The organism is Stanieria cyanosphaera PCC 7437 (genome assembly GCF_000317575.1).
GTDB lineage: Bacteria > Cyanobacteriota > Cyanobacteriia > Cyanobacteriales > Xenococcaceae > Stanieria > Stanieria cyanosphaera.
Window position 1 is genome coordinate 2,014,470 of sequence record NC_019748.1, and the last position, 22,450, is coordinate 2,036,919.

Here is a 22,450-nt window from a genome sequence, read left to right on the forward strand (position 1 = left end):
ATTGTTAGAGGAGAATACCCATTGAGCTACTAATCTTACTAGTCTAAGAGGTTGTCTGATCGATCTAATTTGCTACCTAAAAGTCCGCGCTCATCTCTCAAGTTGCGAAAACAAATAATAAAAGAGTCGATCAAACTTTTTAAATATCTTCTAAGCTTTGTTCACAGCAGCATTTGTTAGAGAGCGATCGATTTTGAAAATTAATACGCCTAAAGGTGGTAAACATAAATCAAGAGAATAAGGCAAATTGTGGAAAGACCATTCTTCAGTCCACTTACCGCCTAAATTTCCCATGTTGCTACCGCCGTATTTCTTGGCATCGCTGTTAAAGACTTCTGTATAAAAACCAGCCTCTGGTACACCAATGCGATAGTGACTATGAGGTTGAGGAGTAAAATTACACATCACTACTAAAAAGTCATTGGGGTCTTTACTACGACGAATAAAAGAAACCACACTATGACGATTATCGCTACAATCAATCCACTCAAAACCAGGTTCTTCAAAATCTCTGGTATAAAGGGCTGGTTGATCTTTATAAACTTGATTTAGTTCGCTAAAAAATTGTTTGAGTTGAACATGGCGGTCATATTGCAACAAATGCCATTCTAAATCTCCCCAAACATTCCACTCACTCCACTGGGCAAATTCCATACTCATAAACATGGTCTTTTTGCCTGGATGAGTAAACATAAAGGAAAATAAACAGCGAACGTTAGCAAATTTTTGCCATTCGTCCCCTGGCATTTTACCAATTATGTTGCTTTTACCGTGAACAACTTCATCGTGGGAAAGTGCCAACATATAGTTTTCGCTGTGGTGATACCACATACTAAAGGTAATGTTGTTTTGGTGGAATTGACGAAACCAAGGATCCATCGAAAAGTAATCCAACATATCGTGCATCCAACCCATATTCCACTTGAGGTTGAAGCCTAAACCACCCGTGTATGTCGGCCAAGAAACCATCGGCCAAGCAGTAGATTCTTCAGCAATGGAGAGAACTCCAGGGAAATAGCTAAAGAGTAGACTATTAACTTGACGTAGAAAGTCGGCTGCTTCAATATTTTCTCTGCCACCGTATTGATTGGTAACCCATTCCCCTTCTTTGCGACAGTAATCGAGATATAACATCGATGCTACAGCATCAACCCTGATGCCATCAATATGATATTTATCGAACCAGAAGAGGGCATTGGCAACCAGGAAATTTCTGACTTCGTTACGGCTGTAGTTGAAGACTAAGGTTCCCCATTCTTTGTGTTCGCCTTTACGGGGATCAGCGTGTTCGTAGAGATGAGTACCATCAAAGAAAGCTAAACCATGTCCGTCTTTGGGAAAGTGTCCAGGTACCCAATCGACAATTACCCCAATTCCGTTTTGGTGGCATTGATCGATAAAGTACATTAAATCTTCTGGATTTCCATAACGAGAAGTAGGGGCATAATAACCAGTTACTTGATAACCCCAAGAACCATCAAAGGGATGTTCGGCAATAGGTAATAACTCGATGTGAGTATAACCTAGTTCTTTAACATAGGGAATAAGTTGTTCTGCTAATTCGTAATAACTGAGAAATCTTGCGTCTGGTTTCCAGTCTGAAACTTGAACTGGTTCAACTTCTCCTGAAAGTAGTTTAGTTTTTTCTGAGGAAGAAGCGTGTAACCAAGAACCGATATGAAGTTCGTAGACAGAAACAGGTTGAGTGAGAGGATCGCTATGACGACGTTGATCCAGCCACTCATCATCATTCCATTGATAATTATTTAAATCGGCAACTACAGAAGCTGTTTTTGGTCTAACTTCTTGTTGGAAACCATAAGGGTCGGATTTTTCATAAATATGTCCTTCCCAGTTTTTAATTTCGTATTTATATGTAGTTCCTATTCCTAATTCGGGGATAAATAATTCCCAAATTCCATTGCCTCGTTTACGCATTTGGTGTTCTCTGCCATCCCATTTGTTAAAATCGCCAAGAACCGAGACGTTACGGGCATTAGGCGCCCAGACAACAAAAGAAACTCCTTTGACTCCATCAATAACGGCTGGATGCGCGCCCATTTTTTCGTAGATACGATGATGATTGCCTTCGGCAAACAAATGGATATCAAAATCAGTTATTTGGGGTGAACGAAAAGCGTAAGGATCGTAAATGACTCTTTCGCGATCGCCTTCTTTAATTTTTAATTGATAGTTAGTTAATTGAGCATTTTCAATCGTACAAATAAAAAAGTTGGGATGATGCAAACTATGCATCGGATATTGTGTCCTTTCTTCTGGAAAAATTACCCAGGCTGCACTAGCTTTGGGAAGATAGGCACGAATAACCCAACTGTTGATTTTGCCGTTTTGATCTAATGGATGACAACCTAAAATTTCAAAAGGGTCGTGATGCAGATTATGAACGATTTGATTGACTTGTTCAGGAGCTATAGTTGAAGACATTAAACTACCAGTTATCGAGCAACGTAAAATAGAGAACTTTGTCAGTTTTTTATTTTTGTTAAATATTTTTATATAACTTTAACTATTTTTTACACCTTAAATTCAATTAATCTTGATTTTTTGGCTTCAATTTTAGTTTTGGCAATATAGTTAATCGAGAACGGTAGTATTGTTTTGATGATTAGAAAGGAAAAAAAGTTTTAAACAATTTGCGGATTTGAAGTAAAAAAATTAGTTGGCGAAGCTCTGGGTTTAATTCTTGTGCAAAAGGGATTTGCGCTATTTCTATTTGCAGTTGAGCATATTCGGCAGCCGTTAATGGTTCACCTGTAATTGGCGATCGCGCTTCTAAGATTATTTCGGTTCGTAAAATTTCTTCGGGCAAATCTTCTGGTGGTGGTAAAGTCAAACCAGTTTGTGATACAAGAGTAATTAAAGCAGTTAAGCTGACATACCAAATTCGATTTTTCATCAAAGCCTTCTAGTTTCCAAAGTTGAAATTTTAAACTTAATCTCCTTTCACAATTGCATTTTGAGCTACCGTAAGAAATTATATCAGGTTCGCTTATAGTTCGGTTGCTATACTAACGCCTAAAAGTAACAAAAATTGCCATCAGAAATATTTTTGATGGCATCGATGCTAGTTTGGTAATTCAAGGTTGTGGTTAAGTGTAAATTTTTGCTATTACAATGTACGCTTTTTAGATGAATAGACTACAAAGTTAATTAAACTAAACTTTTCCCTATTCCCTCGAAGAATTAATCTGGTTTACTTAATTGAAAACTGCCGTAATTTGAAGCAAAAAAAGAAAACATAATTTTTATATGGGGGGAATTACAATTCCCCCTTATGATATGTATTGCCTACCTTTTTAGTAGGGGCAAATCGCTCCTACTTTTCTTTTTAATAAAAAACTAAACCCAAAATTCCTGCGATTGGAATAATGAAAACTACATCTACACGTAATCTCAAAATTGCTACAATTGCGCCTACAAAGATTGCTAAACTAAGCCAGTGAATTTGTGCCGTTTGTCCAACTACAAAAGCAGCAATGAAAATCATGCCAATTACGGCTGGACGAATTCCTTTTAAAGCAGCTTGAATCACTACAGAATTTTTGATCGTTTCTAATACATCCGAAAGAGTAACCATCAATAAAGCTGGTGGAAAAAAGATGCCTACGGTTGCCACAGTAGCTCCTAAAAATCCCTTGACTACATAACCAATAAAAGCTGCACTGATTAAAATCGGTCCCGGGGTAATTTGTCCCATTGCAATCGCATTACTAAATTCTGTTTGAGTTACCCATTGATAATTATTGACTACGATTTCTTGAATCATAGGAATAAAAACATAACCACCGCCAAAAAGCATCAAACTCATTCCAGAAAAAGTAATAAATAACTTGGCTAAACTTGTTTCTCCTAAAGGTAAAGGTATTAAAGATAATGCCAGCAGTCCTAATAAAATAATTAAAGGAATTGCTATTTTTTGCCAAGATAATTTTTGACTAGGAAAAATAATTGATTCTTGTGGTAATTTTTTCGCTACCTGACGACGAAAACAAAACCAGCCGATTAATCCTGAAGCCAAAACAACAACTAAAGTTATATAAAATCCGCCAATTATTTGTAATAATAAAGCTGCTACAACCGCGATCGCAATTTCTCGCCAACCTTTAATGGCTTTTTTACTCATGTTAATTGCAGCACACAAAATAATTGCTGTTACTGCGGGAATAAAACCAGCAAAAGCTTTATTGACTGCGGGAATTTCTCCTGCTTGTAAATAAACAATCGTTAAACCTAAAATTAAAACAAAGGAAGGTAATAAAACTGCGGTAGAAGCAATTAATGCACCTATACCACCTTTAATACGATACCCAACATAAGCAACTACATTAGCAGCGACAGGACCAGGAAGACAACTAGCTAAAGAAATTCCATCTAACATATCTTCATGGGTAAGAAGTTTATGTCTTCCCACAATAATATTTTCAACGACGGAAATTAAAGCCATCAAACCACCAAAGGCTGTACTTCCAATTTTGAGAAATGTCCAAAATAAATAAGAAGAAGATATAGATTCAGATTGCCTAGATTCGTAGTAGTTTAGATTTACTTTGTCAATCATTGTCTTGAGCTTTAATTGTTAAGATAAGATACTTCTCGTTAAATTTGCTCTGGTAATATTAGTTATAAATACTGGAAAATATAGCTTTTTTATAATTATAAAATACCGTCAATTTTGTTTTTTTGTTGATAATTAATTGTTGATTGATGAGCGGTAATTGTTTTATGGCTATTATGACAATTTAAGCCTTGCTATATTTTTTTTACTCATAAAAAACCAGAACTATAAAATTTGTTTTCAAGTGAAGAGAATTAGGTGATTCGTTCACCAAACCTTTTCCTAATTCTCAACTCTTAATGATGAAACAATTAGTAACTAAGCTGCTACTACATTACGAATCTGAATTTCTTGTAATAAATTGGCTTGTACATCTCTTCTTTTGAGATCTTCAGGATCTATTTGTTGAAGAATGTCTTCTTTCAAATTTTGGTTGATTTGATTGAAGTTTTTAATTGCTTGTTTAGTGAATTCAATTGCTTCTCCTTGAGCAATTTTGACTCGTTCATAACCTAAAGCATCCAGTACATCACCTGCGACTAATTCAAAAATCATTATTTCTTCATCAGTAGCGTGCTTGAGAAACTTTTTGGTGTTGTCTTTAATGACTGGTTTAGTTACATTACCCCACAAAGCACTAGAAGCAGCAGCATTGGAAGCTTCACTCGATTCGTGGAAATCAAGCATTGCGGGAGTATATTCTACTTGTAAAAAACCACACAACCCTTGAAGAGTAGTTTCAGGATCGCTAGTAAGATTTTCATAGCTAACACTATAAAACTGATCTGTACTCAAGCGATCGCGCATTTGAATCGCTAAACGTTGTGCTTTTGCCCAATTTTGAGCAATATTAAAAATATGTTTTTCTCCGACTACTGCTTTTTGAAAAGATAAAGCGACATCTCTGCCATCGCGATGCAAGTATATATACTTAGCATCAGGAAGATAAGCATTAATTTCTGGTAAATACATCACGTTAGCTAAACTTTTGCAACACCATTGCTTTGCACCCCAAGTTTCGGCTAGAATATCGTATACCGCACAAAAAACTGCTACTAAAGAACGCTCTCTACAGCGACGAGCTACATCTGCTCTATCTAAATGTACTCCCTCCCAAGGTACCGGGTTTAACTCTACCAAACGGCAAACATCATCTACTAACAATTGAAATGATTCAATGTGTTCTAAGTTTCCATACATAGAAAGTAGAGGCATCAGACGTTGTAAAATATGCGGAGGATGGGGGGCTGCAATCTCAGAAACTTGATTTAGCATTAAGCGTAGTAAGTTAGAACCAGATCTTTGAGTGCCAATCATTAAAAATCCCATAGTCTTTAAATACTCCTTCTCAAAAAATTAGTTGCGGAAAGTTAGGTACAACCTTTTTGGTGTTGCCCGTATCAGAGATTAAATAATCTTTTCTAAAACAATCAAACTGGTTCACGTTCTTGGTTTAATAGTTTTAGAGAAAGATATTGTTTCAATCAATATTTTTCTTGACAATAAAATGAATCCAACTAACCTATTGGTTTGATTTGGTTATATTCTGTTGAATAAGACAAGCTCTTTGGCGATCCTTGTCATAGTTTACTGTTGGCATTTGCATATTTCATCTAGGTGATAATACAGTGCCAAACTTTAAGGACAATCAGTGAAATTAGTTGTTTTTTGTGAAAGGTTTAATTGCTTTATGGGATACAGCTTACTATTGCCGAACAATTTTTAATAGTGATTTTAAGGAAGTTAAGCAAAAAGATATGCATAAATACAGAATAAATACTGGTTATTTTTTATATTTTGTCAAATTTATAACATTTATACTTAAGTAGAAGTCAGGCGTCTAAAAATTTTTATTGATCTTGAGAAATCTTTTTTTAAAGACTTTTAACTTAATTAATCAAGCAAACCATTGTTGAGTAATGATTCAAAAAAAAATAATAATTAGCAAAAATTTACCAAGAAAAATGAATAAACTCAGTATAACTACCGATGACCAAACTAAAACAAAAACGAAATCGTGGTGTTATTCTTACACCTGAAGGATTGTCCAAGCTTCAAGAAGCAAGAGTCCAGTTGGAATATCAGGAAAATTTTGGCGACAGGTACACCTATGAAAAAATCAGTGAGTTAACTTATTTAGACCTCAACACAATCAAGAAAATATTAGTTGGTAAAGAAGGAGTTGACAAGCGATCGCTTGAAAAATGTTTTTTAGCTTTTAAGTTAAAACTAACCGAAGGAGATTTTACCAAACCTAATCTTAATAAACGTCAAGATTGGAATGAGGCAGTTTCGGTTGAACATTTTTTTGGACGCACCTCTGAACTCGCTACCTTAGAAAACTGGTTGCTCAAAGACCGCTGCCGATTAATTGCCATCATAGGCATGGGCGGAATTGGAAAAACAACCTTATCAATCAAATGTGCCGAACAAATTGAGGGAAAATTTGATTGCGTGGTCTGGAAATCTCTTCGAGATGCTCCACCCGTTGAAGAAATTTTAGCAAACTTAATCGAATTTATCTCTGAAGGTCAGGAAACTAAAGTTAATTTACCCGAAAGAGTAGGTGAGAGGATCACAAGATTAATCGATTATTTTCGTTCGCTCCGCTGTCTGGTTCTACTCGATAATGCCGAATCAGTTATGGATAGTGGTAATCGAGTAGGAAAATATCGCTACGGATATGAAGGATATGGCGAACTTTTCAGAAGAGTAGCAGAAACAAATCATCTTAGCTGTTTGATGCTGACGACGCGAGAAAAGCCCAAAGAAGTAGCTATCTTGGCAGGAGAAAAACTGACAGTTCGTTCTTTACAATTAAAAGGTTTAAGCAAAGCAGAAGGGCAAGAAATTATTAAAGTCAAGGGACTTTCAGGTTCAGAATTAGAATTAAATCTTCTCAGCGATCGCTATGCAGGTAATCCTCTAGCGTTAAAAGTAGTAGCTACAACAATTCAAGACTTGTTTGATGGCAATATTGCTCAATTTTTAAGTCAAGAAAACACTGTTTTCGGCGATGTTCGCGATATTTTAGACCAACAGTTTGAGCGATTATCAGATTTAGAAAAAAAGATTCTTTACTGGCTCGCGATCGCACGTGAACCGGTCTCCTTAGCTCAATTGCAAGAAGATTTTGTCTTACAAGTATCACCAATCAAATTACTAGAAGCATTTGAGTCTTTATGGAGACGTTCTTTAATTGAAAAAAACACTGCTGGTTTTACACAGCAACCTGTAGTGATGGAATATGTAACTAGTCGATTGATTGAGGGAGTCTGTGAAGAAATAGTTATCAATAAACCTAGGCTGATGCTGGATCACGCCTTAATCAAAGCAACTGCGAAAGATTATATTAGAGAAAATCAAATTCGCCTGATTCTTCAGCCGATTATACACGAGCTTTTGGCTGTTTTTAGAAATAAAGGAGATATTGAAACGCAGTTAACCGAAATTTTGGTGACGCTGCGAGGAAAATCATCCTTAGAACAAGGGTATACAGCAGGAAATATTATTAATCTATTTTGTCAGATGGAGACTGACTTAACTGGTTATGATTTTTCTTTATTGTGTGTTTGGCAAGCAGATTTACGTCAGGCGCGATTACATCAGGTTAATTTTCAATCTGCAGATTTATCTAAGTCAGTTTTTGCCGAAAACTTTGGGGGAATTTGGTCAGTAGCTTTTAGTCCTGATGGACAGTATTTGGCTGCAGGAGATACAAAAGGAGATATTATCTTACGACGAATAACAGATGGTCAGCCGATTCTAAGTTTTAAAGGTCATCATAGTTGGGTCGTTTCTCTTGCTTTTAGCCCCGACGGTAATACTTTAGCTAGCGGAAGTTGTGATTGTACAGCAAAATTATGGGATGTTAATACTGGTGAATGTCTTCATACTCTAGACGAACACGAACAAGAAGTATGGTCGGTTGCCTTTGGTCCCGATGGTACAATCTTAGCTAGTGGTTGTGATGATCATCAAACAAGACTATGGAGTGTTAGTACAGGTAAATGTCTCAAAGTCTTTCAGGGTCATTTAGGTGAAGTACTCTCGGTAGCTTTTAGCTTAGATGGACAAATGCTCATCAGCGGTAGTCACGATAACACGATCAAACTGTGGGACATTAATACCCAGAAGTGCAAACAGGTTTTTCAAGGGCATGAAGATGGAGTGCGTTCTGTTAGTTTGAGTCCCGATGGTCAAATGCTTGCTAGTAGCAGTAATGACCGAACAGTAAGATTATGGGATCTTAATACAGGAGAATGCCTCAAAATTTTTCGAGGTCACGCTAATGCAGTGTTTGCTGTTACTTTTTGTCCGCAAGGAAATCTTCTTGCCAGTAGCAGTATTGGACAGAAAGTGAGGTTGTGGAATATTGAGACAGGAGAATGTCTTAAAGTTTTTCGGGGTCATTCTAATGTGGTCAATTCCGTTACTTTTAATCCTCAAGGTAATATTTTAGCTAGTGGCAGTTATGATCAAACAGTAAAGTTATGGGATATAAATACTTATCAATGCTTCAAAACTTGGCAGGGATATAGCAATCAAGCACTTTCAGTTACTTTTAGTCTAGATGGTCAAACCTTAGTCAGTGGTGGTCATGATCAAAGGATAAGGTTATGGGATATTAATACTGGAAAAGTTGTCAAAACCTTGCACGATCACACTAATTGGGTTTTTAGTGTTGCCTTCAGTCCCCTTGGTAAGAATAAAGAGATTTTGGCAAGTGGTAGTGCGGACAAAACCGTAAAACTCTGGGATCTCAGCACCGGAAAAGTAATCAAAACTTTGTACGGACACGAAGCTGCAATACGGTCAATTGCTTTTAGCCCGTTCACCTCTAAAAAGGGGAGCGAAGGATGGCTCTTAGCTAGTGGTAGTGAAGATCGAACCATTAGGCTATGGGATGTTAATAATGGTCAGATTTTGAAAACTTTACGCGGACATCAAGCGGAAATCTGGTCAATTGCTTTCAATCTCGACGGTCAAATCTTAGCTAGCGCTTCTTTTGATAAAACGGTTAAGTTATGGGATATCTATACTGGTGAGTGTCTGACAACCTTAAACGGACATGAGAGTTGGGTTTGGTCAATTGCTTTTAGCCCAGATAACAAAAGTTTAGCTACTACTAGCGCAGATCAAACCATAAGATTTTGGAATGTAGCATCTGGCGAATGCCAAAGAATTTGGCGACGAGATGAGATAGGAAATTCACAATTAGTTGCTTTTAGTCCTAATGGTCAAATCATAGCTAGTTGTAATCAAGACCACAAGATTAGATTGTGGCAGCTTAATACTGAAAAATGCTTTAAGGCTTTAGCTGGTCATACTGCTTTAATCAACTCAATTGCTTTTAGTCCTGATGGTCATACCCTAGTCAGTAGTAGCGAAGATGAAACAATTAAACTTTGGGATTTAAAAAGTGGTGAATGTCTTAAAACTTTAAAATCTAAAAATCCATACGAAGAAATGAATATTCAGGGGGTTACTGGTTTAAGCAAACTAGCTATTGAAACACTAAAAATTTTAGGAGCTACTAATAGTGAATTTGAGATAACCTGACACTTTAAATAAATTTTGATATACAGATTAAAAAAGCGATCGCTTTAATTGAGTTAGATAAGGTATTTAATCTATTTAACAAGTTGATTCCATTTTTCTAAATTTTTTTTTCCTTTTTGAACTAAAGGTGACCAGGCAATGAGTTGAATTAGAGATTTATTAATAATTGACCAAGGTAAACGCATCGGACGAACAAAATCTAAGAATAAAACAACTCGAATTTCATCGGTTTTATTCCACGCTTCGTGAGGAAAAGTATCATCAAAAATTAGACTTTTTCCTTCTGTCCAATGACGAATATCATTACCTACTCTAATCCCGCATTTTTCTTTTTGTTCAGGAACTTTTAAAGCTAGATGATAACGAATTACTCCTTTATAAGGTCCACAATGTTCGGGAATATGTTTATGAGGTAATAAAATTGAAAAAAAAGCTGTTTTCATTCCAGGAATTGTTTCAATTATTTTGGTTGTTTCTGGACATTGAATACAGTTATCCTCGACTTTGATGCCATAAGCGTACAAAAAATACGTCTTCCAAAGATTATCTTTGGTGATACTATATTGATCTTCTGAAATGTCTTGAAAGTTAGGTAATTGTTCGAGATTTTGTAAAAGTATATCTAGTTCTTGGCGAATTTTTAACCAACTATTTTCTACCTCTGCTACCCAGTCAAAATTTTCGCTTTCAAAAAAAGTGCGATCGCCAATTAAAGACGCTTTGCCTATTTGTTGTTCTAATTTCCTTAGTAATTTTTCACCTTGTTTAAGAATAATTTGTCGATATTTATTCTGCCAGTTGAAATAAATTTGATTAATATTCTGAGTCATCATTCTATCGAATAACTTTCTTTTTTATTGCAGAGGAATACTAGACCAAGTAGAATTTTTTTCTCGTTTTAATAATCGCCAAAGATCAGGAGTTTGCTCAACCTCCTCTTGCGATGTTACAGATAATTCTCGTTCATCTACTTGTCTTTGAAGATAAAGGTCAAACAAGTTGTTAGTTTGATTAGCTTGACGACGGGGTAGTTTTAATTTGAGGTTATATTTACCTTGCAGATGGTAAGTAGGAAGATTGGCAATATAAATTGGTTCTAATTGCTCGACACGAATATTAGTAATTTTTAAATCGGGAAGAGAAGTTTCTAGTTGTTGAGCTAAAGCTTGTTCTGTTTGAGCAATCTCAAAGGCAATCGCACTTTTGATAATCTGATTGTTTGGAGCTAACTCTTCTGGTGGAGTTCGATGACTACAACTAGAAAACAATACCGCGATCGCGCCTAGCAGTAAAATTTTTAAAACCCAGCTTAATAAGTTTTGTCGTTGATCGATCTGCAATTGATTCACGAGCTACTCAATTAACGTTCTTATAACACAATCTAGATTTTTTTTTCCGTCTTTTATTTTACTTCTTTTGAAAGAATTCACTAACTCTGGCTAATCTTGATAGTTCTGTTTTGAAGCTAATCGTCATAAAAGCTAGCAATTTTGAGCTAATAAAACTTAAGAGCGTCTCAGAAGTAAACAACTTCCAATAGACACTCTTTATACTGTTTTGTTTATTTTTAGGGTCTTTATATTGGCTGACCCCATTTGAATATATATATAGAATCTCAGACATTTGTGTTGCAGCCAAATTTCCTAATAATTTCTTTATATTTCAAATATTTACGATTTCTCTTCTTGTGTAAATTTATGTTGCGTAGTAGCTAAAGATACACCAATGAATTGTGACACCCATACTTCAAAATTACGAATTGAATAGGAAGGAGCTTCCATACTTGGTCCAAGCATTGGTTCAACTAAAATAGTAAACATACCCAAACGATTACCTGCCAACACATCGGTAAAAAGGCGATCGCCTACCATCGCGACTTGTTCGACTGGTAAATTCATTTGAGTTGCTGCTTGTCTGAGTTTTCGTCGTGAAGGTTTTTTAGCACCAGCAATATAAGGTAAATTTAAAGACTGAGCAATTCCACCGATGCGATTTTGACTTAAATTATTGCTAACCAACCAAATTGTCGCTACTTGTCTAATTTGAGCAATCCACTGTTGTAGCAATTCAGAAACCTCTCTTTCTCTAAAAGGAACTAAAGTTTCATCTACATCTAAGATCAGTCCTTTGATTTGATATTCACACAGAAGCTCAGGAGTGATCTTAGTTACTGTATCTCCTAAAATTAAATCCGGTTGTAATAAAGCTCGTTTAATCATTTTTTGTTCAGTAATTTGACCAAAGTTAAAATACCATTGCTAAATACTCAATTCTAGCTTTTGACAGCAACAGATATCCTTTTAAATACATTGCACAAGTTTGAGTACCTTCGACTACCAAGACAAAATTATTTTGGTCGAAATCGCTTATCCACAATAGATTAGTCAGAAATATTGCTAGTTGTAACTGTTTTTAGTAAAGTTCTGTATACTCTGACAAAGGAAGACCGAGCGGAAGATATATTGTTAAAATTAGTAAAGAAATTGATAAATTTTAGCAACTTGTAAAACTATGGGTCGTGTTGGGGTTTTATTACTCAATTTAGGCGGACCAGAAAAAATCGAAGATGTCCGTCCTTTTTTATATAATTTGTTTTCTGATCCAGAAATCATTAGGCTTCCTTGGCAAGGATTACAAAAACCTTTGGCTTGGTTAATCTCCACTTTGAGGGCAAAAAAATCTCAAGCAAACTATTTACAAATTGGTGGCGGTTCTCCCCTGTTACAGATCACTGAAGCTCAAGCTGAAGCATTGACAGCTAAATTATCCGAGCTTGGTCAAAATGTCAAAGTTTATATTGGAATGCGTTATTGGCATCCTTTCACCGAAGAAGCGATCGCACAAATTGAAAAAGATCGGCTCGAAAAAGTGGTAATTCTACCGCTTTATCCCCAATTTTCTATTAGTACCAGTGGTTCTAGTTTCCGTGTTTTAGAAGAGATGTGGAAAACAGACCCCCATCTTCAACAAATCAAATATACTTTGATTCCTTCTTGGTATGACGCGCCTGGTTATCTTGAAGCAATGGCAGATTTGATTACTCAAGAGTTAAATCAATTTGAACATCCCGAACAAGTTCGCATCTTTTTCAGCGCACATGGTGTTCCTGTCAGCTATGTTGAAGAAGCAGGCGATCCCTATCAAAAAGAGATTGAAGAATGTACTCGTCTGATTATGCAGACTCTCAAGCGACCTAATCAATATACTTTGGCTTATCAAAGTCGAGTAGGTCCAGTAGAATGGCTTAAACCTTACACTGAAGATGCGCTTCAAGAGTTAGGAGAACAACAAGTCAAAGATTTATTGGTAGTTCCGATTAGTTTTGTTTCCGAACACATTGAAACCTTACAAGAAATCGATATTGAATATCGTGAAGTAGCTGAAGAAGCAGGAATAGAAAATTTCCGTAGAGTACCAGCATTAAATACTCATCCTCGTTTTATCGAATCTCTAGCTCAATTAGTGATTGACTCAGTAGATTCTAGTCCTCGCACTTTTGCTCAAGTTACTCATCCCAAAGAAAACATGAAAATGTACCCTCAAGAAAGATGGCAATGGGGTATGACGACTGCAGCAGAAGTGTGGAATGGTCGTTTAGCAATGCTTGGGTTTCTAGCTTTATTAATAGAATTGATTAGTGGTAACGGACCTCTACATTTAGTCGGTCTATTGTAATGGGAAAAGGTGAATGTATCAAAGGTAAAAGGTAAAAATTTCACTAATTTTCCTTTTCCTTTTAATTTTTTTGAGGGGAACACTGTTTTTTGTGATGATACCAATCTCGCCAAGCTTTAGAACTACGAATAGCAAGCCACAATAGTAATAAAGCAATCAAACCTCCCTGTTGAGGCGCAGAAAAAGCTAACAATACCAAGCTTAGACAAAGAATATCTTCAAGTATTACGATGAAGATTGGTATCCCGCGTAAGCGAAAAAACCAACCCACTTGCACTAAAGTCAAAACTAACGCAAATACTGCTCCAACTACAGCAATAATCCAAGTAGGAGTAAAATCAATCTCTGCAATTTCTACGACAGTTACAGCAGTTAAAGCTCCTACTAACGGACTAAAGATTAATTGAAATATTTGTAAAATTCTTTGTCCGAGTAATTTTTTTGAAGCAAATAATTCAAACAACGACCACGAAATTAAAATTGCTAAAATCACTCGCGGATTAATTTTGGCTACAAACGGTAGTTTTGACCATAATTTGTCTTCGTCAAACAAGCTAATTACCAGTAAAGGTAAAGCAATTCTCATGCCTGCTGCTGCTGAAGCTGATAAAACTGCCAAAATTAAAGTAAACATGGTCTAAAATCTAACTGGCTTGAAAGCAACTCCAAGATAGCTGAAAAATTTTAAGGTTTGGGATCGATAGTCTTTACTTGAGCCGATTTAAACTACAAAATACTAATATTTTTGGTAACAAATAACTACTCGCTATAATTCAAACAATTACGTTGGATTTTTTTATGCTCGATTTTCTTAATCCTCTTTTTGGTCGCAATCCAGAAAAAATTAAAGCTAATGTAGAAATATACACTTGGGCAACTTGTCCATTTTGTATAAGAGCAAAGATGCTACTGTGGTGGAAAGGGGTTGAATTTACTGAATACAAAATAGATGGTGATGAAGTAGCTAGAAATCAAATGGCTCAAAGAGCTAATGGGAAAAGAACAGTCCCACAAATTTTTATTAACAATCAACATATTGGTGGTTGCGATAATCTCTACGAATTAGATAGTCAAGGAAAATTAAATTCTTTATTATTTGAAGCAACTAGTTAATAATTGAATTTTATTTTTTTCCTGGTTTAAATTCAGCTAAATATCTAATCTTTGCCAGGTTAAATTTTGTTCGGTTTCGTCCCAATGCCAACGCAATAAATTAGCAGGTTGTCCCACCGCTATTCCTGATAAACCAATTGCTTGACGAGGCGATTGGGTTGCCATTGCGATCGCTTTTTCAAGGCTACAAATTTCCCATTCAACTAAATTATTTACTCCTGCTAATAAGGGTAGGGTTGTTCCTGCTAACGTTCCATCAGCAAGTTTAGCTGTTCCAGATTTAATTTCTATTTCTCGACTGTCCCAAGGATAGATTCCATCGGGCAATCCTAGAGGTGCTAAAGCATCACTAACTAAAAAGATTCCTTGTTCATAATTACTAGCTGCTAACAAAATTTTCATCATGCTAGAACAGACATGGTTGCCATCAGCAATTAAGCCACAAAATACTGAAGAATTAATGATTGCTTCTCCTAACAAACCAGCTTGACGATGATGTAAACTGGGCATGGCATTAAAGGCATGAGTTACCATTGATGCTCCTAATTTAAAGGCAGTTTTTGCTTGTTCGTCTGTTGCGGTTGAGTGTCCCAAGCTAATAACTATTCCTTGAGAATGTAAATGAGCAATTGTTGTTCCACTTGAGTCTAATTCGGGAGCTAAAGTAATAACTTTGACAAGATTTTGATAACTTCCTAGAACTTGTTGTAAATTTTCAATTGTTAAGGGTAATAAGTATTCGGCTGGATGCGCTCCTCTTTTTTCATAATTTAGAAAAGGGCCTTCTAAATGAACTCCGATAATTTGGGCTGTTTTTTTACTATGAGTTTGACTATTAATAAACTTATCTATTGTTGCCAACGAGTTTTGAATTTTTTCGACTGAAGTGGTCACAATTGTGGGTAAAAATCCGTCTACTCCCTGCGACCAAAGAAAATCACAAATTTTTGAGAGTTTAGGTAAGTCTTCTGGTTGTAAATCGGGAAAGGCTAAGCCCAGCGCACCATTAATTTGTAAATCTATTCCTCCTAAAGATAGCCAATCTCCTTGTAAATCAATAACTTGTTTATCAGCGATCGCTATGGTATGATTACTGCTAGGTTTAATTTGATTAATTATTCCACACTCATTAATTTCTACTTGTTGCAACTCCTCAAAACCAGGCAAACAAGCATTAATAATTATTTTTCCATTTCCCATTATTTTTTTTCAAAGCTAAAAAGAAACGCGCTTTTTTTTGATTAGTCAATGATAGTTTTTGCTTGACTTTATGTTATTATTTTAGATAATGGGAATAGTGACGTTTATTGATAAGTGCCAATATTTCCATTATGAAACTATCTTGTTTAAATAATACCAAAAAACAAACTCATTACCTCTCGATCTTTGAGCAAATTTTCTAAAAAAAATCTTAAAAAAAGTCATTAACAAGTTAAAATAGTTGCTTCAAGAATTAATCAAGAATCGTGAGTCAAACCAAGCCAGTTGTAGGGATTATTATGGGCAGTGATTCCGATTTGCCCACCATGTCAAGCGCGATCGCAGTATGTGAAGAATTTGAGATAGAATGCGAAGTTGCGATCGTTTCTGCCCATCGCACACCAGAAAGAATGGTTCATTATGCTCAAACTGCCCATCAACGAGGAATCAAAGTAATTATTGCGGGGGCAGGTGGTGCAGCACATTTACCAGGAATGGTAGCTTCTCTAACTCCTTTACCAGTAATTGGCGTACCCGTTGCCACTAAAAATTTACAAGGAGTTGATTCTCTTTATTCAATTGTCCAAATGCCAGCAGGAATTCCTGTCGCTACAGTAGCCATTGGCAACGCAAAAAATGCTGGTTTATTAGCCATTCAAATTCTCGCGACTAGCGATCCAGAATTATTAACCAAAGTACAACAATATCGTCAAAGTTTAACTGAAATGGTGATGGAGAAACAAGCTAAATTAGAAGAAGTAGGTTATCAAGATTATTTAAAAATCCTGTAAAATTCGCCTTCTATAGAGACGTAATCTAAGCTGTTGTGCATTGTCCCGACTGCATATTATAGCACTACTTTATAGGGTTAAGACACAAAAATATTGTACGCCCCCCCGTCCCCTACGATCAATAATAATGTCCTAATGTTTTTTTGTACTGCTATATTAAATTAGAAATAGGCAATGAAAGCTTCTCCGTTTCTCCGCATCCCTATGTCACTCATAGCCAGCAATTTAAATGATTAACAGCTTATTACATCTCTACTTTTAATTATTGATTTTTTTCGCTACAAATCTGATTCAGATTGTATTGAATATCTGCCCATTGTTGAGGAAATTTATCTTTGGTATAAACTACTGAAGCTTGTTTCAAAAAAAAGATTGCCTGATCAATATTTTCTGACTTATTGCCTTTAATACGATGACGATAAGCACCAGCTAAATTATTCTGAATCATTGCCCAATTGTATGGAAATTGCTTTAAAGTATGAACTGATAAAGCTTTTTGATAGCAACTAATTGCCTCTTCAATATTTTTTTCCCGTTCGCCTGTAGTTATACTTTGAAAAGCATTGCCCAAATTATTTTGTACCATTGCCCATTGATGAGGAAAATCTTGAGGCGTATAAATTTTTAAAGCTTCTTGAAGATGATGAATTGCTGTTAATAAATTTTCTTGTCGATTTCCATACAAACGACTGAGATAAGCATCCCCCAAATTATTATGACTAGCAGCCCAATCTTGAGGAAAATCATCAAAATTATGAACTAATAATGCTTGTTGATAATGTGCGATCGCATTGTCAATGTTTTCAGCCCTGTCGTCTTTGAAACGATAGAGATAAGCAATACCCAAATTACGTTGAATATTTGCCCATCGGTAAGCATATTTCTCTTTAGTAAAAACTGTTAAAGCAAAATGATAAAACGCGATCGCATTCTCGATATTTTCTATTTTATTTCCCTTGATTCTATCGCGATAAGCATTAGCTAAATTGCCATGAATAATCGCCCAATTTTCAGGAAATTGAAGTTTTTTATAGGGTTTTAAAGCAGTTTGATAACCAATAATTGCTACTTCTAAATTGTTAGCTTTGTTTCCTTTAGGAAAATCACTTAATAAATTACAAAAATTTACAATGTCATTGGCAACACTACGAGCTTGTTCTGGTTTAACTGAATTAAAAGTTTCTGTAGCCCAATATTGTAGAATTGTTCCTAAATTATCATCAATTTTGTCAATATTTTGTTCTAAAATCGAATAGATTAATTGAGGTGTAGCTTGTTGAGATACTTTGTGTAAAACTGCCATTAAAAATTTTAAATATTCTTGGCGATTAACTGTAGCTGAGTTAGTTTTTTCTAATTGAAGTAATTTACTAGCTAAACTAATTAATCTTTCTGCTTGGTCTAGATATTGTTTTTTTCTAAGATTTTCTCCTACAGTAATTAAGTGACTAATTAAATTTTGATTGACTAAATTTTTATGAGCGTTAAGAATTTCCATTTCTAATGCTCGTGGACTATTAAGCAGAGTTTCAATTAGTTTTAAATATAATTGTGTCTGTGGTTGAGTCATCAGGCTGTCTGGAGATTAAGTGATGGTTAAGTATTATATTTTTTGACTATTATTTGGTATTTATAAATACTTTTAAGGAAAATATAATTTTTACAGTTTAATTGACTACATTTAATAACAGTAAATTAGAACTACTACCCAAATTCTTACTCTAATTAGATAATAACTGATGTTTGAAGCTCGGAGTAAAATCGAAAAAAATAAATTTGATTGGTTGTGTTTATGTTATTAATTAAGCTTAAATATTGATTTTATTAATATTTTTATGTACAGCTTGTTAAAAATTGAATTAGCTCTAGACGAATCTTTGTCAAGAAAGATAAACTCAACAGTCATTGTCTCCTTTATCTAAATATCCTGTGTCTGTAACTAAAAAATCATCTCGTTCTTTAGCTAGTATTGCTAGTATTGTTGCTATTGCTACTCTAATTAGCAAAATTGTTGGTTTAGTCCGCGAACAAATTGTTGCTGCTGCTTTTGGAGTAGGTGAAGTTGTCAATGCTTATGCCTATGCTTATGTGATACCTGGATTTCTTTTAATTTTATTAGGTGGTATCAATGGTCCTTTTCACAGTGCGTTAGTTAGTGTTTTAGCCAAAAGAGATAAATCAGAAGCTGCGCCTTTAGTAGAAACAGTTACTACCTTAGTGACGGCAATGCTGTTAATTGTCACCGTAATTTTAGTAGTTTTTGCAGGTACTTTTATTGATTTATTAGCACCAGGGTTAGAATCAGAAGTTAGGGAAATAGCCATTTTTCAATTACGGATTATGGCACCAGTTGCGATGCTAGCAGGATTAATCGGAATTGGTTTTGGTACTCTTAACGCTGCGGATCAATATTGGCTTCCTAGTATCAGTCCCCTGTTTTCTAGCATTACAATTGTAATTGGTGTAGGGATTTTACTTTGGCAAGTAGGAGAACAACTCAACACACCTGAATATTTCCAAATAGGTTCGTTGATCTTAGCAGGCGGAACAGTAGCTGGAGCTATTTTACAATGGTTAGCACAATTAATTGCTCAATGGCGATCGGGATTGGGTTCGTTGCGGTTGCGATTTGACTGGCGAATTCCTGGAGTAATGGATGTGTTGAAAGTAATGGCACCAGCTACTCTCTCTTCAGGAATGTTACAAATTAATGTTTATACCGACTTATATTTTGTTTCTTATCTTAGCGGTGCTGCTGCTGCGATGCGTTATGCCAACTTTATTGTTTTAACTCCTGTTGGCATTATTTCTAATATGATTTTAGTACCATTTTTACCAGTCTTTTCTCGGCTGGCTGCACCTGAAAATTGGCAAGAATTAAAAGTCAGAATTCGTCAGGGATTATTTTTAACTGCTTTAACGATGTTGCCTTTAACCGCAGTATTTTTATCCCTTGCTTTACCAATTGTAAGATTAATTTATCAACGCTACCAATTTAATGAAGAAGCAGCACAATTAGTTGCACCTTTATTAATGGTTTATGGTTTGGGAATGTTTTTTTATTTAGGAAGAGATGTTTTAGTGAGGGTTTTTTATGCTTTAGGAGATGGCGAAACACCTTTTCGAGTCAGTATTCTTAATATTTTTCTCAATGTAATTTTAGATTATTTTTTGGTAAAAAGTTTTGCTGCTCCTGGTGTAGTGATGGCAACTATTAGCGTAAATGTTTTTTCGATGGTTATATTTCTCTCAATTTTGCATCGTCGTTTACATGGTTTACCTTTAGTTGAATGGGGATTAACTTGGTTAGGTTTAGTGTTTGCTAGTGTCTTAGCTAGTTTAGGTAGTTGGGGAGTTAGTTGGGGATTTGAGAGAGTTTTAGGAAATAATAATTTCTTGTTATTGTTATTAGAATTGGGACTCGCTACAGCATCGGCGTTAATTATTTTTATTTTGATTGCCATGCAGTTTAAATTACCAGAATTAGAACTATTAACATCTCGAATTCGTCAGAAAATTAGACGTTAAAGTTGATTTTTTTAATCTTTGTTTGAGCTTGATGACTTATATCAAGTAAATTAACCGCAATAAAAAAAACTACAAATCTCAATTTAGCAAAACCTATACTGTAGTTGTTTAACCAGACCTGATATTAGTATTACAATTTAAGAGGATTATGATGATGTTTAAAAAAAAATTTTCAATATGATTGCCCAAGAAACAAACTGGTTTAATCTTTTTGGACAATATGTACCAGAAAAGACTACATGGCACGCTTTAACTACAGTCTATTCTATAGAATTAGAAGTAATTCGTTCTTATAAATTTACACGAACATTTAGCACTAATGCTGATAAAAGTATAATTTATCATCACAATATTTATTATTTACCTGATAACCAGATCAAGGAACAAAGTTGGAAATTAGAGCGACAAAAATGTAATCAACCCGATGGCGTTTTCCATCCAGAAGCTGAAAACATGAGAGCAATTGGTTTTGGCAATGAAACAAGCATTTGGATATCTAAAACATTTAGCCATAACCATAATTTTGGCTCGGAAGTTTTTTTTCAACAACAAGATTGGCGATACAGTGTTATTCCAGTGTATGAAGGGGGTAATTTATCTCGGATCGTTACGATTAAAGAAAATAAGCAACATTTTCCCACTCAAATTAATGAAGAGAAAATTACTAATTTATCAGGAAAATGGCAATTAAAACAAATAAAAATGAAACCCGATTTAAAAACATCTAATCAAGAATTTGCTTCTCAAGAGATTCAAAATAGTGTATTTATCAAAACTAATCAAAACTATTTTCTGCCTGAAAAAATTATTCTTAATGTGCCTTCAATCATTCCTATGAATCAAACATTTGAAATGCTTGTGGGTAAACAAATTACAGACAATTTATATAAACAGATTAAAGTTCAATACAATTCAAGCGGAAAATTAAGTGAATTAACTTCAGAAGTTTATCAACTAGACGCATCAAGATAATTGGAGTTAGCTATAGCATTTTTAAATATTTAATGATAATTAATAACTAGTAACCAAAGTGTAAGTAAAAAGAGCGGACTACTACTAACTTGTTTTGAAATATATAGAAATGTTTCTTTAAAAATGTTAATAGTAAAGAGTACTAACAACTAGAAACTCAGGAATGCTCTCTGCAATTTTGTTTGATCTCGATGGCACTTTAGCTAATACAGATCCGATTCATTTTTCGATCTGGCAAGAGCTATTAGCCCAATACAATATACACTGTGACCGTACTTTTTATCAAACCTATATTTCTGGTAGAACTAATGCAGAGATAATTCAAGATTTACTGCCTCAATTATCATCACAAGAAGCGATCCAACTAGCCGATTTAAAAGAAGAACGTTATCGTCACTCAGCCTCAACTTTAACACCAATGCCAGGGTTAAATCAAATTTTAGAATGGATGGAGCAACAACAACTCAAACAAGCAGTTGTTACTAATGCACCTCGTGAGAATGCTTATCATATGTTAACTGCACTAAATTTAACCGAGGTGTTTCCTATTGTAATTTTGGCAGAAGATGCACCACCAGGAAAACCCGATCCTGCACCTTATAATTTAGCTTTGAGTCGTTTAGGAGTTCAAGCAACTGAAGCAATTGCCTTTGAAGATTCTCCTTCGGGAATTCGTGCTGCTGTGGCTGCTGGTATTGTTACAATTGGGGTTGCTTCTACTCATGCTTCTGAACATCTAATTGAAGCAGGAGCAGTTATGACAATTGAAGACTTTACAAACCAACAACTTTGGCAAATATTAACTCACAAAATCAAATATTTGTAACTTTCTAAGCTTTCACGCATTTAATTTACTGGTTGAGAAGAGGCAAAAGGCAGAAGGAAAAGGAAAATATGCAGGTAGGACAATCCACATCAGCTTATGAGGTACATCCTGAGATAGTATAGTGGTTGAGCGTTGATAGTGGATTGTTGATTGTTAATTGGTAACTGACAACTGGACACTGTTAATGGTTAATTGTTCGTCCCTAAT

The 22,450-nt window shown here is 35.2% G+C and carries 17 protein-coding genes; 7 read left to right on the plus strand and 10 right to left on the minus strand.

The window, feature by feature from the left end; all coding sequences use genetic code 11:
• Positions 1-150: 150 nt before the first annotated feature.
• The 4 genes from glgB to STA7437_RS08790 form a co-directional block, all read right to left on the minus strand.
• Positions 151-2,445, minus strand: coding sequence for a 1,4-alpha-glucan branching enzyme (gene glgB, locus STA7437_RS08775; protein WP_015193029.1), 2,295 nt, complete (start codon positions 2,443-2,445; stop codon positions 151-153).
• A 181-nt stretch (positions 2,446-2,626) separates the two neighbouring features.
• Positions 2,627-2,917 carry a hypothetical protein gene (locus tag STA7437_RS08780; RefSeq protein WP_015193030.1) on the minus strand — a complete coding sequence of 97 codons (291 nt, stop codon included), beginning with the start codon at positions 2,915-2,917 and terminating at the stop codon, positions 2,627-2,629.
• 432 nt (positions 2,918-3,349) lie between these two features.
• Positions 3,350-4,579, minus strand: coding sequence for a chromate efflux transporter (gene chrA, locus STA7437_RS08785; protein ID WP_015193031.1), 1,230 nt, complete (start codon positions 4,577-4,579; stop codon positions 3,350-3,352).
• Between the two features lie 315 nt (positions 4,580-4,894).
• On the minus strand, positions 4,895-5,905 hold the full coding sequence (locus STA7437_RS08790) for a sulfotransferase family protein (RefSeq protein WP_015193032.1): 1,011 nt from the start codon (positions 5,903-5,905) through the stop codon (positions 4,895-4,897).
• Positions 5,906-6,565: 660 nt separating this feature from the next.
• Here STA7437_RS08790 and STA7437_RS08795 point away from each other — a divergent pair.
• A complete protein-coding gene (locus tag STA7437_RS08795) occupies positions 6,566-10,138 on the plus strand; it encodes a WD40 repeat domain-containing protein (RefSeq protein WP_015193033.1) in 3,573 nt (1,190 codons plus the stop codon).
• A 71-nt stretch (positions 10,139-10,209) separates the two neighbouring features.
• Here the strand turns inward: STA7437_RS08795 and STA7437_RS08800 are convergent, their stop codons facing one another.
• The 3 genes from STA7437_RS08800 to STA7437_RS08815 all read right to left on the minus strand — a co-directional run bounded on the left by STA7437_RS08800 (position 10,210) and on the right by STA7437_RS08815 (position 12,357).
• Positions 10,210-10,968: an aspartyl/asparaginyl beta-hydroxylase domain-containing protein gene (locus STA7437_RS08800; protein ID WP_015193034.1), complete on the minus strand. Its 759-nt coding sequence runs from the start codon at positions 10,966-10,968 to the stop codon at positions 10,210-10,212.
• Positions 10,969-10,992: 24 nt separating this feature from the next.
• The gene (locus tag STA7437_RS08805) at positions 10,993-11,487 is read right to left on the minus strand and encodes a hypothetical protein (protein WP_015193035.1); all 495 of its coding nucleotides are present in this window, start codon (positions 11,485-11,487) and stop codon (positions 10,993-10,995) included.
• Positions 11,488-11,808: 321 nt separating this feature from the next.
• Complete coding sequence (locus tag STA7437_RS08815; RefSeq protein WP_015193036.1) at positions 11,809-12,357, minus strand: YqeG family HAD IIIA-type phosphatase; 549 nt, start codon at positions 12,355-12,357, stop codon at positions 11,809-11,811.
• Positions 12,358-12,649: 292 nt separating this feature from the next.
• On the opposite strand from STA7437_RS08815, the gene hemH reads away from it, so the two are divergent.
• The gene (hemH, locus tag STA7437_RS08820; protein WP_015193037.1) at positions 12,650-13,813 is read left to right on the plus strand and encodes a ferrochelatase; all 1,164 of its coding nucleotides are present in this window, start codon (positions 12,650-12,652) and stop codon (positions 13,811-13,813) included.
• A gap of 61 nt (positions 13,814-13,874) precedes the next feature.
• Here hemH and STA7437_RS08825 read toward each other — a convergent pair whose 3' ends face one another.
• Complete coding sequence (locus tag STA7437_RS08825; protein WP_015193038.1) at positions 13,875-14,447, minus strand: DUF4126 domain-containing protein; 573 nt, start codon at positions 14,445-14,447, stop codon at positions 13,875-13,877.
• Between the two features lie 164 nt (positions 14,448-14,611).
• Between STA7437_RS08825 and grxC the strand changes: the two genes are divergently transcribed.
• A complete protein-coding gene (gene grxC, locus STA7437_RS08830) occupies positions 14,612-14,926 on the plus strand; it encodes a glutaredoxin 3 (RefSeq protein ID WP_015193039.1) in 315 nt (104 codons plus the stop codon).
• A 36-nt stretch (positions 14,927-14,962) separates the two neighbouring features.
• Here the strand turns inward: grxC and nagA are convergent, their stop codons facing one another.
• A complete protein-coding gene (gene nagA, locus STA7437_RS08835; RefSeq protein WP_015193040.1) occupies positions 14,963-16,126 on the minus strand; it encodes an N-acetylglucosamine-6-phosphate deacetylase in 1,164 nt (387 codons plus the stop codon).
• Between the two features lie 299 nt (positions 16,127-16,425).
• On the opposite strand from nagA, the gene purE reads away from it, so the two are divergent.
• Complete coding sequence (gene purE / locus STA7437_RS08840) at positions 16,426-16,917, plus strand: 5-(carboxyamino)imidazole ribonucleotide mutase (protein WP_041619897.1); 492 nt, start codon at positions 16,426-16,428, stop codon at positions 16,915-16,917.
• 262 nt (positions 16,918-17,179) lie between these two features.
• On the opposite strand, the gene STA7437_RS08845 is transcribed toward purE, so the two are convergent.
• Positions 17,180-18,487, minus strand: coding sequence for a tetratricopeptide repeat protein (locus STA7437_RS08845; protein WP_015193042.1), 1,308 nt, complete (start codon positions 18,485-18,487; stop codon positions 17,180-17,182).
• Between the two features lie 359 nt (positions 18,488-18,846).
• Here STA7437_RS08845 and murJ point away from each other — a divergent pair, with 359 nt between their 5' ends.
• The 3 genes from murJ to STA7437_RS08860 all read left to right on the plus strand — a co-directional run bounded on the left by murJ (position 18,847) and on the right by STA7437_RS08860 (position 22,243).
• The gene (gene murJ / locus STA7437_RS08850; RefSeq protein WP_015193043.1) at positions 18,847-20,445 is read left to right on the plus strand and encodes a murein biosynthesis integral membrane protein MurJ; all 1,599 of its coding nucleotides are present in this window, start codon (positions 18,847-18,849) and stop codon (positions 20,443-20,445) included.
• 177 nt (positions 20,446-20,622) lie between these two features.
• A complete protein-coding gene (locus STA7437_RS08855; RefSeq protein ID WP_015193044.1) occupies positions 20,623-21,417 on the plus strand; it encodes a DUF3598 family protein in 795 nt (264 codons plus the stop codon).
• A 163-nt stretch (positions 21,418-21,580) separates the two neighbouring features.
• Complete coding sequence (locus STA7437_RS08860; protein ID WP_015193045.1) at positions 21,581-22,243, plus strand: HAD family hydrolase; 663 nt, start codon at positions 21,581-21,583, stop codon at positions 22,241-22,243.
• The last annotated feature ends 207 nt before the right edge of the window (positions 22,244-22,450 follow it).